The organism is Bacillus sp. CZDM1, from assembly GCF_055502545.1.
Genome location: NZ_JBUESO010000001.1, coordinates 277,499 through 292,652, shown reverse-complemented (window position 1 = coordinate 292,652; position 15,154 = coordinate 277,499). Strand labels below are relative to the sequence as shown.

Here is a 15,154-nt window from a genome sequence, read left to right as displayed (position 1 = left end):
AGGAGGCTCCCCGGACCGCCCGCGGAAAGCGAAGTGCCTGGAGCGCAAATCAACAGACCATATTAACACAGCCATTTGCGAAAAAAGAAAGGAAATATGGGCAATGTCTGAAGAAATTCTCCAATTAACCAAAAAGCTGTTACACTATAACACATTATTTATTGAATATTTCGAGGAAGCTCGGGAGAAAGGGACCTCCCATGATTTTCATGAGGTAATAAAGCCGTTTGCCAATGAAGTAAAAAGTACTTCAATTGAATGGAGTACTTTAATGAAGACTTGGTTAACGAATAGCCCGCAAAAACATATACATCCAAAACAAATCAATACCACCTTTGAACATATGGAACAATTATCCATTCAGGCGTTTTTTCCGAAAACAAGCCGGTCAAGATTTTTAAATGCCAATCGAACGGTTGAATTTTTTCTATTAGAAATAGTAAAGGAACTAGAAAAATAAAACAGAGATGCAACTTTTGCATCTCTAAGGCTTGTCTAGCTTTTATTTTTATGAATTTTCGATGAGGGAGTCTTCCTTAAAGTCGTCTGGAATTACTGCGCCCTGTGATTCGAGCTCACGGACAAGAAGACGGTATTCTTTAATGTTAATCTCGTTGTGAATATAAGCTTTCTTAGCAAAATCCATTAATGCATTTACGTCATCAGTGTTGTAATCCCGACTTTGATTAAATTTGCTTTTAAGTGAGCGAATGTCCATATGTAATTCCTCCTTCATCATTTTTTTAATCGTAACATGAAAAAAAAGGATTCCTAGTTTTTAAAATATTTAAACTTTAGACAAAATTCCCCTCATTTTGACATTGAAATCTATATGCAAATATGCACCCATCATCTCCTTCCAACATAGTTTGTAGTAATGAAAACGCGGAGGAGATGTTTGCCCATGTTTGGTAAAAATAGATCAAATTATTATCTAAATCAGGGATACTCGGGGCAAATGAATTACAGGAGACCAATCCATTATCCAGAACAGTTTCAGGGTGTTCCTCGTAATCAACCATACCAAAACCAACCTGTACAAAGCTTGGAATGGTACCCATATCAGCAGCAAAATCCATACTATCAACAGCCATATCAACAATCCTATCCACAACCATATCCACCATTTGATGCAACCTTTCAACCTGGTGGAATGCCTCAGCAAACGCACAATCCAGCTGGACAGTATCCTCCTAAAGATGCACAATTTTTATTTCAAAATCCGCTGCAGCCTAAGGAGGAAATGACACCGAATCAGTATTCGCCGCAAATGAATGGTTATCCGGTCATGAACCCTTATCCAAAACCAAATGGAATGCTGAAACAACCAGGGGGGATTCAGTCACTTATGAATTCTTTTAAATCTCAAGATGGAACAGTGGACGTTAATAAGATGGTGAATACTGCAGGACAAATGGTAAATGCAGTAACTCAGGTCTCTTCATTGGTAAAGGGTATTGGAGGAATATTTAAAGCATAGAAAACGTAGAAAGACGGCCAAAAGCCGTCTTTCTAATTGGAGTTTTGTCGAAAAATATTTGAGTTGATGATGCTTTTAGGTTATTAATCCTCAATATTTATAGTTTTTCCTCTAACCATTGGAATGGTAATGGTAAGTAATCCATCACGATAGGAAGCTTTAACCATTTTTTCGTTAATGACTACAGGTAATGAAATGGTTCGGGATAGCCTTTCGTGTGAGATCCTTTTTTGGAAAAGATGATTGTTAAGATTTTCTGATGTTTCACTTTCATTATTTACAATGGAGATTGTTAATTGATTGGGTAAGATATTTAGTTCTATTTGATCTTTTTTAATCCCTGGAAGCTCGGCTGTAATCATATATTTATCCTCTGATTCCCGTACCTGAATAGGAAAAGCACCACCAGGAAACGGACTGCTAAAAAATTCATCAATGGATTGTAGAAATCCCTTTACTGGTTTTTCATGAATTAAGTCATTCATGTTTCTAAAAAAATCTCGAAACTGCTCAGGCTTGAATTTTTTGTTATTATTTTGGTCACTTGGAGGTATGGATGACATCATACTTTCCCTCTCTTTCCAAATTTTCTCACCATATCATATGCTTATGCCTAATGTTTGTGCTTTGACATAAAAGAACCGCAGCAATTTGAAATGCTGCGGTTCTTTTATTACTTTATATTAAATTTATTTCTGAAAGCAGGACATCGATATCAAGGATCATATTTCCATGATCATCGACTTCGATTAGTTCATCTTTTTTCATTTTTGTCAGCGTTCTACTAATCGTTTCACGAGTCGTTCCAATCATACTGGCCAAATCACGGTTAGTAAACTCAGACTTGAGCAGGATCGTCCCGTCCTCTAATTCCTTTCCATGTTTTTGCCCAAGGCGAATGAGGAGTTTGATTATCTGCTCATATGTATTGTTAAGGATTTGTTCTTCTAACCGATTCTGCAAATCAACAATTTTTTCACCAAGTACTTTAAAAACTTTAATGCTTAATTCAGGGTATTCAATAAGAACACCTTCAAATTTTGAGATAGGCACTGCAATTAACGTTGACGGTTCAAGAACTTCGGCATAAGCAGGGTAACTTCCTTTTCTGAAGAAACCTACATGAGGAAACATTTCCCCTTTTTTCATAATGGCAACTATTTGTTCTTTCCCATGAATATCACTTTTATATATCTTTATTTTTCCGTCATAAATAAAATAAACATTTTCTAAGGGATCACCTTGAAGAAAGACATGACTTTGCTTTTTCCATTCTCTTGCAATGGAAATATTGGCAATCTTTGATAATTCGTAGTCATCTAATTCCCTAAAAAGCGTGAATTCAGAAAGAACCTTCTTAATATCTTCAATTCTCATATTCCACCTCCACAGCCGTAATAAAATACCTTATACTATTGTAACAGACAAACAAATAATAATTAATATACTTTTTTTACGAACGTTTATTCGCTATAATGATAGCAATGAGGTGATCCCATGAAACTAAAGAAAAATTTGCAGGAAATTCTTGTTGATTTAAAAATAAATGACAGTTTTAAAGAAAATATCGTTACATGGAAGACACTCGAATCAAAGGATGCCCAAACTATCTCACTTCCCGAGAACCTTCATCCGGCATTAAGAGATTCACTTAATAGTAAGGGAATAGATAAGCTGTATACGCATCAAAAAACTGCTTATGAGAATATCATGGACGGAAATAGTGTTGTAGCCGTTACACCAACCGCTTCGGGAAAAACACTATGTTATAATCTACCGGTTTTACAAAGTATTTTATCCAACCCTAATGCAAGGGCACTTTATATGTTTCCCACCAAGGCTCTAGCTCAGGATCAAAAGAGTGAAATCAATGAAATAATCCAGGCAGGTGGTATTGATATCAATAGTTACACTTATGACGGTGATACACCGGCTAATATCCGCCAAAAGGTCCGTAAAGCAGGACATGTTGTTATCACCAATCCTGATATGCTCCACTCAGCCATCCTTCCACATCATACGAAATGGGTTTCACTCTTTGAAAATCTCAAATTTGTTGTGATCGATGAGCTTCATACCTATCGAGGTGTATTTGGCAGTCATGTTGCCAACGTGATCCGCAGGCTAAAGCGAATTTGTCGTTATTATGGCAGTAATCCAGTTTTTATCTGCACATCAGCGACCATTGCCAATCCGCTTGAACTAGCTGAAAAGTTAACAGAAGAAAAAATGGTCCTAATTGATAATAATGGCGCACCAAGTGGAACCAAACACTTTCTTTTTTATAATCCGCCTATTGTAAATAAGCCCCTGAATATTAGAAGAAGTGCAACGCTTGAGGTTCGTAAAATCGCTGGAGAATTGTTAAAAAATAAAATTCAAACGATTGTCTTTGCTAGAAGCAGGGTTCGGGTTGAAATAATCTTAACCTACTTGCAGGAATTAGTGAAAAATCAATTAGGCCCGAAATCTATTATGGGATATCGCGGGGGCTATTTACCTACCGAGCGCAGAAAAATTGAAAAGGGCCTTCGCTCTGGGGATATATACGGAGTAGTCAGTACGAATGCACTCGAGCTTGGAGTAGACATAGGTCAGCTGCAGGTATGTATAATGACAGGTTATCCTGGAACCATTTCTAGTGCATGGCAGCAGGCAGGGAGAGCTGGAAGAAGGCACGGGGAAGCCCTTGTCATTATGGTTGCGAGTTCAAGTCCTTTAGATCAATATATCATCCAGAACCCTGAGTACTTTTTTAATAAAAGCCCTGAGACGGCAAGAATTAATCCTGATAACTTAATTATTTTAATTGATCATATGAAGTGTGCGGCCTTCGAGCTTCCTTTTAAAGCGGGTGAGCAGTTTGGGGAAGTTGGAACAGAGGAATTGCTTGAATACCTGACACAGGAACGTATTCTGTACCAGAATGGTGATAAATGGTATTGGATGAATGATTCGTTTCCTGCTCATAATATTAGCTTGCGCTCCGCTTCACAGGAAAATGTTATCATTGTTGACCAATCAGATATCGCAAATGCGAGGGTAATTGGGGAAATGGACCGGTTCTCTGCTATGACGCTTCTCCATGATGAAGCCATATATCTTCATCAAGGAACCCAATTTCAAGTGGAGAAGCTTGATTGGGAAGAAAAAAAGGCATTTGTCACTGAAGTGAATGTCGATTATTTTACGGATGCCAATTTAGCCGTACAACTTAAAGTTTTAGAAGAGGACAAGCTTAATAGGCTGGAGTATGCAGAAATTGGCTATGGGGATGTAAGCGTCCGGGCAATGGCAACCATTTTTAAGAAAATCAAATTCGAGACCCATGAGAACATCGGTTCTGGTCCAATACATCTCCCTGAAGAAGAGCTTCACACGAGTGCGGCATGGATTTCATTAAATAAGTCTTTCGCGGAAATGGGGCAAGAGCGATTAGAGCAGGGACTTGTTGGTACTGCACATGCTTTAAATCATATTGCACCATTATTTGTAATGGCAGATCCACAAGATATTCATGTGATCCCACAGGTAAAAGCAGATCATAATGAAAAACCAACGATCTTCTTTTATGATCGATATCCCGGGGGCATCGGTTTAAGCGAGAAAATTCATTCTGGAATGTCAGTAGTCTTTGCAGAAACGAAGAAAATGATTGAAAATTGTAAATGTCAAATTGGGTGTCCATCATGTATTGGGACCGATACTGTGGGTGAGAAAGCAAAAAGTGACACATTAAATATTATCGAAGCTTTTATTAATCCTTCCAATTAAAACGAGGAAGTGTTGAAATGTCATTGAAAAATAAATTAAATCGTTTAAAACCACATATTTCAGGAGGAGCACATGCAATAAATAATCCTCCACCAGAGTCAACACGAATTGAGATACCTTTCCTGCCTATATGGGAAAGTGAAAATGTGACCCCTTATTTATTGGACCAGGATTACTGTCTGATTCGTGAAGTAAAATATCCATTAGCACAAAAACATGGTCATTATCATTTTCAAGATTTTCTTACAGCTGTTGATATCTGGAATAAACAGCCTATAAGCCATCCATTATCAGCCGAAGGGCATCGTGCCGAAGAATTATTTTTTTTTGATACGGAAACAACTGGCCTTGGCGGTGGAGTAGGGAATACGATTTTTTTACTTGGTTACGCAAGTGTAATCGGTGAAAATCTTGTTCTAAGGCAGCATATTCTTCCTCATCCAGGTGCTGAAGTCCCTTTATACAAAAGCTTTTTGGAGAAAGTAAACTATAAAACATTAGTCACTTATAATGGGAAATCCTTTGATTGGCCGCAAGTAAAAACCAGGCATACCCTTGTTAGGGATCATGTACCAAAGCTTCCAGCCTTTGGTCATTTTGATTTATTTCATGCTGCAAGAAGACTTTGGAAGCATAAGTTGGACCGTCTTAAGCTAGCGGTGGTAGAAAAGGATGTATTAGGAATCGAAAGGGAGGATGATATCCCAGGTTATTTGGCTCCAATGATTTATTTTGAATTCATTGAAAGTAAACAGCCGGATGGGATGCTTGGAATCATTAAACATAATGAAATTGATATCTTGTCACTTGTCACATTATATACCCATCTAACCTTTCAACTTTGTGGCATGGACACCAGCCAAACACGAAAAGAATCATTTGAAGTAGGCAGGTGGTATGCTTCACTTGGGGAAAAGGCTGAAGCAAGAAAAGTATTGGCGAAGCTTGTAGAAGGCATTGATTTCACTTCTTTACAGGCAAAGCTTACATTAGCCTACCAGTTTAAAAAAGAGCAAGACTGGGAAAGTAGTTTACCATTATTTACAGAAGTGGCTGACGCAGAAAATCAACAGTTGAGCATTGAAGCATGTGTGGAAGCTTCGAAGATATATGAACATAAATTAAAAGATTACAAGTATGCCTTGGATTATTGTCTAAAGGCATTGGAAATTATGGAAACCACAAAGGTTCCAATCAAAAAAACACAGCAACAGCTTGATCTCAGGCGGAAACGTTTGGAGGGGAAATTCGCTAAATTTCCCTGGTAAGCACAGCATTCGTTAAACCTCGATTATTTGTAACAAAAAATTCATATTTAAATACCAAAATAATAGTAATCTCATATTGTTTCTTATAGTTGAACGTTGTAAAATATAAAACTGTGAGTAAAAAACGACTATAAAACAATAATGGGGTAGATACTATGTATAAAGCAATCTTGTATTTATTTTTTGTTGTCGTTTGTTTGACTGCTGTACTTTTTTCAAGCTTAAAAGATAACTTATATTCAATGCTATAAAAAAGTAAAAGCGCTTCTAGATATAGGCGCTTATCACTATGGTTTTGAGCTAGACATTTGTCTAAGCGAAGTTAATCTTTATTAGATATATGAAAAATAGGTATTTTCATTAGTACAAGAAATACTCTCCTATCATAGGCTGTTAATGTAAACAGAATATATATTTGAAGGGAGAGCTTATATTGTATCTTGGAACTAATTTTGCGCCGCCAGTCATTCATCCGACTAAACAAGTAGTAAACCACACTTTCTCAACGACCGTGGTTCCGCATATTCATCCAACACATACAACAACTGTTAATCATCATATGTACCAGCATAAACACTATTGTCCTCAGACAGCTTCTTGTGCACAGGATTGTTGTCATCAACACATTAACTGCTGTAAAGGTGGTATGCCAGCACCTGCGCCAACGGCTGTTGCTGGAGCTCAGAGCAATGCATTACCTCCAGGGAACAACATGCCGCCTAACATGGGACCAGGCATGATGGGACCAGGTATGGCACCAGGAATGGGACCAGGCATGATGGGACCGGGTATGGCACCAGGAATGGGACCAGGCATGATGGGACCGGGCATGGCACCAGGGATGGCACCAGGTCAATTCCCACGTCCGCGACGTTTCTTTGGATAATCAATTAACAAGGGCAAATTTGCCCTTGTTTTTTTAATATATTTTGATATGTTAATAAAAAAGACGGTAATCATCTGCCGATAAGGAGAAGAACCTTGATTAAAGTTTTAGCCATATCAGGTTACAAACCATTTGAATTAGGAATATTTAAAAACGACCATCCTTCTGTTTTCTATATTAAAGCAGCTATAAAGAAAACAGTAATACCAATGATTGAAGATGGTTTAGAATGGATCATGATCAGCGGTCAGCTGGGCTTGGAGCTTTGGGCTGCAGAAGTAATCATTGAACTGAAATCTGAATATCCTGATGTAAAGCTAGCTGTTATAACGCCATTTTTAGAGCAAGAGGCTAATTGGAGTGAAAACAACACCGAATACTATAAATCTATCCTGGCACAAGCGGATTTCATTGATTCAGTCACAAAGAAAAAGTATGAAAAACCGTGGCAGTTTGTTTTAAAAAATAAATTTTTTATTGAAAAAAGTGACGCCATGCTCCTTTTTTATGATCAAGAAAAAGAAGGCAGCCCAAGATACATATACGAAATGGCTGTTCAATTTCAAAATAATCATTCTTATCCAATCCAGCTGATTACATTTTATGATTTACAAGTAATCGTTGAAGAAGAACAAGAGCTCCACCGTACAGATTTTTAAAGGAAATTCATATAACTACAGTTATACATAGTTATAAGAAAGAAAAATTGACAAAATCACTTATTTTTGAAAAAATAATAGGTAATGATTGGCGAATGACTTGAGGTGAATTTATGGTGACCGATAAAGTGAAACTTACCGCTAAGGATATATTAGAAAAAGAATTCAAGACCGGTGTAAGAGGGTATAAGCAAGAAGATGTTGATAAGTATTTGGATTTAATTATCAAGGATTATGAAACATTTCAACAGGAAATAGAAGATTTGCAGCAAGAAAATCTTCGTTTACGAAAGCAGCTAGAAGAAACATCTAGAAGACAGCCAGTAACACAGCCAGCAGGAACGACGAACTTTGATATCTTGAAACGTTTATCGAATCTTGAAAAGCATGTTTTTGGTAATAAGCTATACGATTAACAGATCGTACCTTGATTTCCAAATTAGTACCATTGATTAATAGGATACAATTGCATATAATAAAAAAGTACTCATTAATTACGTTCGGGTAATCGCTGCAAGAAGCATTTGCTCTCTTGTAGAGGAAAGTCCATGCTCGCACGAGCTGAGATGCTCGTAGTGTTCGTGCCTAGTGAATTCATAAGCTAGGGCAGCCTGAATAAGGCTGACGGCCGGGAAAACACCTAAGTCCTTACGGATATGGTATGAATACCTATAAAAGTGCCACAGTGACGGAGCCTTTACAGAAATGAAAAGGGTGGAACGAGGTAAACCCCACGAGCGAGAAACCCAAATAATGGTAGGGGCACTTTCTCTAAGGAATTGAACGAGGAGAAGGACAGATTCCTTGGAATCTGTAGATAGATGATTACCACCTAAGTACGAGGCGTTTACGCCGTTTGTAGTACTCTGGTACAGAACATGGCTTACAGAACGTTATTAATGTTAATAAAAGTTAATGGTATCGACTCTCCTTATGAGGAGAGTCTTTTTACTTTTAGAATGGTTTCTAATCAACATGCTTTTTGCATGGGCTTACTGATTTTGGTCTATAATGGTATGATAGACCAGCAAATAATCATACATAATAAGGTTAAAAGTTAAGGGTGGACGAAAATGGGAAAATATCAATTAATTGCAACCGCGGCAATGGGGCTGGAAGCATTAGTAGCAAAAGAAGTACGCGCTCTCGGTTATGAGTGTGAGGTAGAAAATGGAAAAGTGATTTATACTGGTGATGAAACCGCGATTGCCCGCAGCAATATGTGGCTGCGTACAGCTGACAGAGTAAAAATAAAAGTCGGTGAATTTAAAGCCTATACGTTTGATGAATTATTTGAGAAAACTAAAGGCTTGCCCTGGGAAAAGTATCTTCCAGAAGATGCAGAGTTTCCTGTAACCGGAAAGTCAGTCAAATCAAAGTTATTTAGTGTCTCAGATTGTCAGGCCATTGTGAAAAAAGCGGTTGTGGATCGAATGAAAAGCTATTATAAGCGGGATTCTTGGTTTGAGGAGACAGGCGCCTATTATCGTATTGAAGTGGCATTGTTAAAAGACGTTGCTACTATCACGATTGATACCAGCGGTCAAGGACTACATAAACGAGGATACCGTGTGGATCAAGGGGAAGCACCATTAAAGGAAACCCTTGCAGCGGCACTGGTACAATTAACGAATTGGAAGCCTGATAAACCATTTATCGACCCTTTCTGTGGTTCTGGTACCATTCCAATTGAAGCTGCCATGATAGGTCAAAATATTGCTCCAGGCTTTAATCGTGAATTTGTTTCTGAAAAATGGAATTGGATTCCGGGAAAAGTATGGGATGAAGCTCGTACCGAAGCGGAGGATTTGGCAAATTATGACCAGCTATTGGATATTATGGGAACTGATATTGACCACCGAATGATCAAAATCGCTCAGGAGAATTCCTTTGAGGCAGGTCTTGGTGATCTCATTCAATATAAACAAATGCAAGTAAGAGATATTACAACCACCAAGGAATATGGAGTGATTGTTGGAAATCCACCATATGGAGAAAGACTCGGTGAGAAAAATGCTGTGGAGCACATGTACAAGGAAATGGGACAGGCCTTTAGTAAGCTCGACACCTGGTCCATATATATCTTGACCTCTAATGAAGAGTTCGAGCAATTTTATGGAAGGCCAGCTACAAAAAAGCGCAAGCTATTTAATGGATTTATCCGTACGGACCTTTATCAATTTTGGGGGAAAAGACCACCTCGTTCAATTGAATAGTTAGCAAAAAGAACAATTGGAGCCTACTGGAAAAAGGCTCCATTTCATTCGTTTACAGGAGGGGATTATATGCAAGACCGTATTCCATTTGTAGTTTCTAAAACTGAATCCTTTTATGACAAGTTAAGTGAATGGATTGGTGACTTATTTTATGATATTTTACCCGAAGCTGGGTTTGAATTACGTGATGAACAAATCTTTATGGCCTTTCAGCTTGAGAAAGCATACAAGGATAAAAAAATAATGTTTGCTGAAGCTGGAGTTGGTACAGGAAAAACAATCGTTTACCTGCTATACGCAATTATGTATGCGAGATACACAAATAGACCTGCTATCATTGCCTGTGCGGACGAAACATTAATTGAGCAGCTAGTGAAAAAAGAAGGTGACATTGCCAAGCTTGAGAAAGTGCTCGGACTCAATATTGATGTTCGTTTGGCAAAGTCCAGGGACCAATACCTTTGCTTGAAAAAGCTTGAGTATGTCAGGCACGAGGACTTTAATGATGATATAGCTGGAATTTATGAGGAATTACCTGATTTTGTTCATAGTGATGGCTCGATGCAAAGGTTTGAAAGATATGGCGACCGCCGGGATTATCCTGCGTTATCCGATGATACTTGGGGGAAAATTAACTGGGATATGGTTCAGGATTGTTTTTCTTGCGAAAAAAGACACCGTTGCGGTCTTACCTTAAATCGTGATTTTTACCGACATTCAAAGGACTTAATCATTTGTTCACATGACTTTTATATGGAGCATATTTGGACAAAGGAGTCGCGTAAGAGGGAGGGACAGCTTCCTTTATTACCTGACCACTCTTCTGTGGTATTTGACGAAGGACATTTACTTGAGTACGCGGCACAGAAAGCGTTAAGCTATCGTTTTACAGATTCTACATTAGAGACCTTACTAACAAGGCTGATGGAAAATGAAGTACGTGAAAAAACACTCTATACCATAGAGGAAGCTCTTTTAGACAATGATAAGTTCTTTAGTGCGATATCACAGTATTCTGTCCCATCAGAAGGATCAGAAAAACAAATGATTACCATGAATCCATCTCTAATCAAATATGGTACAACGCTGTTAAATCGACTTCAAGCAATTGAAGAAGAGCTTGTCTTTGAAAGTGAATTGTATGTAATTAATGAATATGACTTGAAAATTGTTGAGGAATATTTGGAGCAAATTACTTACTCTTTATCATTATTCCTTAAAGAAATGAACGGGATTACTTGGTTTGAGGAAAAGGGATATGAACGGACACTTGTCATCATGCCTAAAATGGTTGAAGAAGTCATGAGGGATGAAGTATTCGTACAGAAAAAACCGTTTATCTTTTCATCAGCGACATTATCGAACCAAAAGAAATTTGACTATATTGCCAATAGCTTGGGAATTAAAGAGTTTTTATCTTTCTCTGTGGACTCACCTTTTGATTACCAAGAAAAAATGGAAGTATTTATACCGAAGTTCAATCAAAATTCGATGGAAGCGAAAATTGACTATTGTATAAATAAGATTGTTCAATCCGAGGGCAGGGCACTTATTCTGCTAAATAATCAAAATGAATTAAAGAGTCTTAAACAAAGGCTTTCAGGAAGTGTTCCATACCCAGTCTACTTTGAAGGTGATGAAGAAATTAGCACGCTCGTTTCAAAGTTTCAAAATGATGAGCATGCGATTCTTTGCACCATTCATTTATGGGAAGGTTTAGATATTCCAGGCAGGTCATTAGAAAATGTGTTGATATTTTCCCTGCCATTCCCTCCAAATGATCCAGTGTTTACGGCAAAAAGGAATGGTGTTGCTAACTCATTTGAAGAAGTGGATTTACCTTATATGCTGCTTCGTTTACGGCAGGGCATTGGCCGATTAATTAGAAGTGAAAATGATCAAGGCAGTGTTCATATTATGCTGGATGAAGATATCGATTCAGCATTATTGCAGAAAATTAAAGATGTTCTCCCTACAGAGGCAGTTGAAGTATAGTGAAAAAGGTCAGCCGTTTTGGCTGACCTTTTGCTTATCTTCCTAATAATCGAAGTCCTTCTGGAGTCATTTTCTCAGGTGACCATGCAGGTTCCCAGACAAGATTAACGTCAACATTTCTAGTTTCTTCAATCCCTTGAACAGCGTAGCGAACGCCAGTAGTAATGCTATCATGTAGTGGACAACCTGGTGTTGTTAACGTCATCGTAACATCTACATCGTTTTCCTCTTTAACGTCCACATTATAAATTAAACCCAGGTCAACAACATTAATATTTAACTCAGGGTCATATACACTTTTTAAAGCTTCTATTACTTTTTCTTTTAAGTTCATCACAAACACCTCGTTATTTTTTTAGTACGCCCAGAATCGTTAATGCAATAGCGATAAAAACAATCGATAATACAAATTGTCCAATATTAAACAGGAGAATGCTCTTAAAGATAATGGAAAGAAAGACAGTAAGTACCGCAATTACAAAAATCGAAAAGAAGGGAACAACCACTTTTTCGTTCATTACATCTTTTAAAGAAGGAACCGCTTGTTTCCCCATTTCCTTACTGTATTTATAAGTCCACCATAAAAACGGAACAATTTTAAATAAGTATCCCATTATACTAAGGACAATCCAGAGCAATAAATAGAGGTATACCAATGGTCCTATTAGGTTTGAAAACTGTTCAGTCCACAATGCAATAAATGCTGCTAAGTGGACGAGGTTTCCTAAGCCTATGGCTGCTAAAGCAAAGGAAAACGAATGATCAAGCGTCTTCTTCAGCCTTTTTTTAATGATAATCGAGACATGCCAGCTAAAAACTGAAAAACCAACAAACAGTAAGAAAAATCCTGCTTTTAACAGATAACTATTATCACTAAAAAAGGAAAGCAGAGTGATGACAAGACCAGACATATATAAGCCATATACATATCGTGCATGAACCATTGGAAACCCATGTGATAAAGAAAACATAGGAGCCATTTTATAAGAAAAACCGAAAATTAATAGTGTAAACCAGCCTGTTACACCCATTAAAAGATGACTTTTAAATATTGCTTGATAGTATTCAGCACCAAAGCCTGTTTGGAGAGAATAAATTAATGTTATTCCTAAGAATATCGTCAAGAATAAACAAACAAGTGCACTGCCAACAAAAGCAGTCAGGATATTCGGTTTTGCCTGCTTTCTCAATGTCATAAACATTTGAAATAGAAACATTAAGATACCAAGTAACATGAGAATACCTGGTAGTAATGCATTCTGTGGCGATACATATAACATCCAAGAAAAAGAAGCGATTCCTATTGCAGTAACAAAGAATTGGATAAATCCAAATTTCTCATTCCATATTTTTGTTAGGAAAGCAACGGGAACTAGCTGATACATCGCACCCATCGCTACCATTAGCGCCCAGCCCAAGATCAGTAAATGGGCAGCAGACCAGATTGCTGGAATACGGAAGCTGCCATTAACAACCATTTGTCCATTTATAAGTACAAGGATTTGAGATATCACAAGTGCAAGTAAACTGAAAATAATAAATGAGAAAGGAAGCTTAATATTTGTTTCACTTCCCATCGTGTTAGGAAGCATACTCTTTCACCTTCTTATCGGAAGATTTCAATTTTGAAACTTCCGTCGTTTTGTGGTTCTGTACGCTGCTTGTAGCCGAGTTCCTCTAGCTGCTCATATAGGAACATAGGTCTTCTATCATTAATGATCGTTAAGACTTCACCTTCACCTAAATTTTCCAATGCTGCTAGTGTTCTCATCATTGGCTGTGGCGGTTCTAAACCTCGATTATCAAGTATCATATTGAATCACCTTTCTTTATGAAATTAGGCATTCTTAGTGAAAGTAACTTTCCAATGCTTCGCATCGATTTCCTCAGCCTCATGGGTAAAGCCTTTTGCTTTTAATACAGCGAACAATGGTACAGGCTTGAATGGGGCATGGAGGATAAAGATATCATTATCTTTCACTTCTTTAATGGCTTCCATAATTTTTTGGAAAGGTTCAATCTTATTCTTTAAATCTTCCCTAACATCTAGCTCAATAATCTTTTGTTCCATAATAACAACTCCCAATATGATTGATTTTTTAATAGAATAATTCCTGTTCAAGTGCTTCACGGTCGATTAAATAGAGTCCATCTTCGCGTTGGTTAATATAGTTTTTCTTTTTTAAATGGTTAATCGTTCTGCTGACTGTTTCTCTTGAAGTGCCAATCATGTTTGCCAGCTCACGATTTGTAAATTGTGTTGTTAGCTGATATCTGCTGCCAACCTGTTCACCGTTTGACTGGCAGAGTCTAATAAGAAGTAATACGATTTGTTCAAAGGTATTATGGAGGACTTGCGCCTCTAATCTGCCTTGGAGATCGACAATTTTCTCTCCTAACACTTTAAAAAGCTTTATGCAGAGTTCAGGATTAGCAATAAGCGTTTCTTGAAATTTGTCAATCGGAATGACAATAAGATTTGCCTCTTCTAACACCTCCGCATGTGCAGGAAAGTTTCCTTCCCGGAAAAATCCAGCATGTGGAAACATCTCACCAGGTTCGAGTATAGAAACAATTTGTTCCTTCCCAGAAAAATCCGTTTTATAGATTTTGATTTTTCCAGAGTGGATAAAAAATACCCGGTCAAGTGGATCATCCTGCATAAATACATACATCTTCTGCTTATAAAAGCGAGTCAATGCAATTTTTATGAAAGGCTCCAGCTCTACATCAGATAATTCTTTGAATAGGGGGACATCTGATAGTCGTTTGTTTATGTCCTCTTGCTTCATTAACATCACCTTCGTATTAGTAATTCTTAATTACCTTCATTCTAGCAGTGATTGCAAAACAATTATGTGACCTCCATCATAGAT

At 37.6% G+C, this 15,154-nt stretch carries 17 protein-coding genes and 1 other RNA gene; 10 read left to right on the top strand and 8 right to left on the bottom strand.

From position 1 onward, the window contains the following. Positions 1-103 precede the first annotated feature (103 nt). The gene (locus tag ACY3XC_RS01555) at positions 104-460 is read left to right on the top strand and encodes a DUF1798 family protein (RefSeq protein WP_179156902.1); all 357 of its coding nucleotides are present in this window, start codon (positions 104-106) and stop codon (positions 458-460) included. Between the two features lie 48 nt (positions 461-508). Here the strand turns inward: ACY3XC_RS01555 and yppF are convergent, their stop codons facing one another. After that, entirely contained in the window at positions 509-718 is a 210-nt protein-coding gene (gene yppF, locus ACY3XC_RS01550) for a YppF family protein (RefSeq protein WP_179156901.1), read from the bottom strand. A 186-nt stretch (positions 719-904) separates the two neighbouring features. Between yppF and ACY3XC_RS01545 the strand changes: the two genes are divergently transcribed. Further along, positions 905-1,480, top strand: coding sequence for a YppG family protein (locus ACY3XC_RS01545; RefSeq protein ID WP_464867009.1), 576 nt, complete (start codon positions 905-907; stop codon positions 1,478-1,480). Between the two features lie 83 nt (positions 1,481-1,563). Here ACY3XC_RS01545 and ACY3XC_RS01540 read toward each other — a convergent pair whose 3' ends face one another. Further along, a complete protein-coding gene (locus tag ACY3XC_RS01540; protein ID WP_464867008.1) occupies positions 1,564-2,046 on the bottom strand; it encodes an Hsp20/alpha crystallin family protein in 483 nt (160 codons plus the stop codon). 112 nt (positions 2,047-2,158) lie between these two features. Beyond that, complete coding sequence (locus ACY3XC_RS01535) at positions 2,159-2,857, bottom strand: Crp/Fnr family transcriptional regulator (protein WP_179156898.1); 699 nt, start codon at positions 2,855-2,857, stop codon at positions 2,159-2,161. Positions 2,858-2,977: 120 nt separating this feature from the next. Here ACY3XC_RS01535 and ACY3XC_RS01530 point away from each other — a divergent pair, with 120 nt between their 5' ends. The 8 genes from ACY3XC_RS01530 to ACY3XC_RS01495 all read left to right on the top strand — a co-directional run bounded on the left by ACY3XC_RS01530 (position 2,978) and on the right by ACY3XC_RS01495 (position 12,278). Continuing rightward, positions 2,978-5,254, top strand: a complete 2,277-nt coding sequence (locus ACY3XC_RS01530; RefSeq protein ID WP_464867007.1) for a DEAD/DEAH box helicase — start codon at positions 2,978-2,980, stop codon at positions 5,252-5,254. Between the two features lie 17 nt (positions 5,255-5,271). Then, the gene (locus ACY3XC_RS01525) at positions 5,272-6,522 is read left to right on the top strand and encodes a ribonuclease H-like domain-containing protein (RefSeq protein WP_464867006.1); all 1,251 of its coding nucleotides are present in this window, start codon (positions 5,272-5,274) and stop codon (positions 6,520-6,522) included. A gap of 433 nt (positions 6,523-6,955) precedes the next feature. After that, entirely contained in the window at positions 6,956-7,408 is a 453-nt protein-coding gene (locus ACY3XC_RS01520; RefSeq protein ID WP_464867005.1) for a CotD family spore coat protein, read from the top strand. A gap of 98 nt (positions 7,409-7,506) precedes the next feature. Next, positions 7,507-8,067, top strand: a complete 561-nt coding sequence (locus ACY3XC_RS01515) for an SLOG family protein (protein ID WP_464867451.1) — start codon at positions 7,507-7,509, stop codon at positions 8,065-8,067. A gap of 113 nt (positions 8,068-8,180) precedes the next feature. Next, positions 8,181-8,483, top strand: a complete 303-nt coding sequence (gene gpsB / locus ACY3XC_RS01510) for a cell division regulator GpsB (RefSeq protein ID WP_179156894.1) — start codon at positions 8,181-8,183, stop codon at positions 8,481-8,483. 80 nt (positions 8,484-8,563) lie between these two features. Then, positions 8,564-8,958, top strand: an RNA gene (rnpB, locus tag ACY3XC_RS01505) — RNase P RNA component class B. 182 nt (positions 8,959-9,140) lie between these two features. Next, positions 9,141-10,283 carry a THUMP domain-containing class I SAM-dependent RNA methyltransferase gene (locus ACY3XC_RS01500; RefSeq protein ID WP_464867004.1) on the top strand — a complete coding sequence of 381 codons (1,143 nt, stop codon included), beginning with the start codon at positions 9,141-9,143 and terminating at the stop codon, positions 10,281-10,283. Between the two features lie 69 nt (positions 10,284-10,352). Continuing rightward, on the top strand, positions 10,353-12,278 hold the full coding sequence (locus tag ACY3XC_RS01495) for an ATP-dependent DNA helicase (RefSeq protein WP_464867003.1): 1,926 nt from the start codon (positions 10,353-10,355) through the stop codon (positions 12,276-12,278). A gap of 34 nt (positions 12,279-12,312) precedes the next feature. Here ACY3XC_RS01495 and ACY3XC_RS01490 read toward each other — a convergent pair whose 3' ends face one another. Genes ACY3XC_RS01490 through ACY3XC_RS01470 form a run of 5 tightly spaced genes read right to left on the bottom strand, consistent with a single transcriptional unit; the run spans position 12,313 to position 15,070 of the window. Beyond that, on the bottom strand, positions 12,313-12,612 hold the full coding sequence (locus ACY3XC_RS01490) for a metal-sulfur cluster assembly factor (RefSeq protein WP_464867002.1): 300 nt from the start codon (positions 12,610-12,612) through the stop codon (positions 12,313-12,315). A 13-nt stretch (positions 12,613-12,625) separates the two neighbouring features. Beyond that, positions 12,626-13,870: a hypothetical protein gene (locus ACY3XC_RS01485; protein ID WP_464867001.1), complete on the bottom strand. Its 1,245-nt coding sequence runs from the start codon at positions 13,868-13,870 to the stop codon at positions 12,626-12,628. 14 nt (positions 13,871-13,884) lie between these two features. Beyond that, positions 13,885-14,091: a DUF2249 domain-containing protein gene (locus tag ACY3XC_RS01480; RefSeq protein ID WP_132089388.1), complete on the bottom strand. Its 207-nt coding sequence runs from the start codon at positions 14,089-14,091 to the stop codon at positions 13,885-13,887. Positions 14,092-14,115: 24 nt separating this feature from the next. After that, positions 14,116-14,349 carry a DUF2249 domain-containing protein gene (locus ACY3XC_RS01475; protein WP_179156892.1) on the bottom strand — a complete coding sequence of 78 codons (234 nt, stop codon included), beginning with the start codon at positions 14,347-14,349 and terminating at the stop codon, positions 14,116-14,118. A gap of 28 nt (positions 14,350-14,377) precedes the next feature. Then, positions 14,378-15,070, bottom strand: a complete 693-nt coding sequence (locus tag ACY3XC_RS01470; RefSeq protein WP_179156891.1) for a Crp/Fnr family transcriptional regulator — start codon at positions 15,068-15,070, stop codon at positions 14,378-14,380. Positions 15,071-15,154 lie beyond the last annotated feature (84 nt).

Coding starts and splice junctions, on each gene's coding strand:
- gpsB (WP_179156894.1), top strand. CDS start 8,181: ATGGTGACCGATAAAGTGAAACTTACCGCTAAGGATATATTAGAAAAA.
- ACY3XC_RS01545 (WP_464867009.1), top strand. CDS start 905: ATGTTTGGTAAAAATAGATCAAATTATTATCTAAATCAGGGATACTCG.
- yppF (WP_179156901.1), bottom strand. CDS start 718: ATGGACATTCGCTCACTTAAAAGCAAATTTAATCAAAGTCGGGATTAC.
- ACY3XC_RS01500 (WP_464867004.1), top strand. CDS start 9,141: ATGGGAAAATATCAATTAATTGCAACCGCGGCAATGGGGCTGGAAGCA.
- ACY3XC_RS01525 (WP_464867006.1), top strand. CDS start 5,272: ATGTCATTGAAAAATAAATTAAATCGTTTAAAACCACATATTTCAGGA.
- ACY3XC_RS01475 (WP_179156892.1), bottom strand. CDS start 14,349: ATGGAACAAAAGATTATTGAGCTAGATGTTAGGGAAGATTTAAAGAAT.
- ACY3XC_RS01470 (WP_179156891.1), bottom strand. CDS start 15,070: ATGAAGCAAGAGGACATAAACAAACGACTATCAGATGTCCCCCTATTC.
- ACY3XC_RS01535 (WP_179156898.1), bottom strand. CDS start 2,857: ATGAGAATTGAAGATATTAAGAAGGTTCTTTCTGAATTCACGCTTTTT.
- ACY3XC_RS01540 (WP_464867008.1), bottom strand. CDS start 2,046: ATGATGTCATCCATACCTCCAAGTGACCAAAATAATAACAAAAAATTC.
- ACY3XC_RS01555 (WP_179156902.1), top strand. CDS start 104: ATGTCTGAAGAAATTCTCCAATTAACCAAAAAGCTGTTACACTATAAC.
- ACY3XC_RS01490 (WP_464867002.1), bottom strand. CDS start 12,612: ATGAACTTAAAAGAAAAAGTAATAGAAGCTTTAAAAAGTGTATATGAC.
- ACY3XC_RS01480 (WP_132089388.1), bottom strand. CDS start 14,091: ATGATACTTGATAATCGAGGTTTAGAACCGCCACAGCCAATGATGAGA.
- ACY3XC_RS01530 (WP_464867007.1), top strand. CDS start 2,978: ATGAAACTAAAGAAAAATTTGCAGGAAATTCTTGTTGATTTAAAAATA.
- ACY3XC_RS01495 (WP_464867003.1), top strand. CDS start 10,353: ATGCAAGACCGTATTCCATTTGTAGTTTCTAAAACTGAATCCTTTTAT.
- ACY3XC_RS01485 (WP_464867001.1), bottom strand. CDS start 13,870: ATGCTTCCTAACACGATGGGAAGTGAAACAAATATTAAGCTTCCTTTC.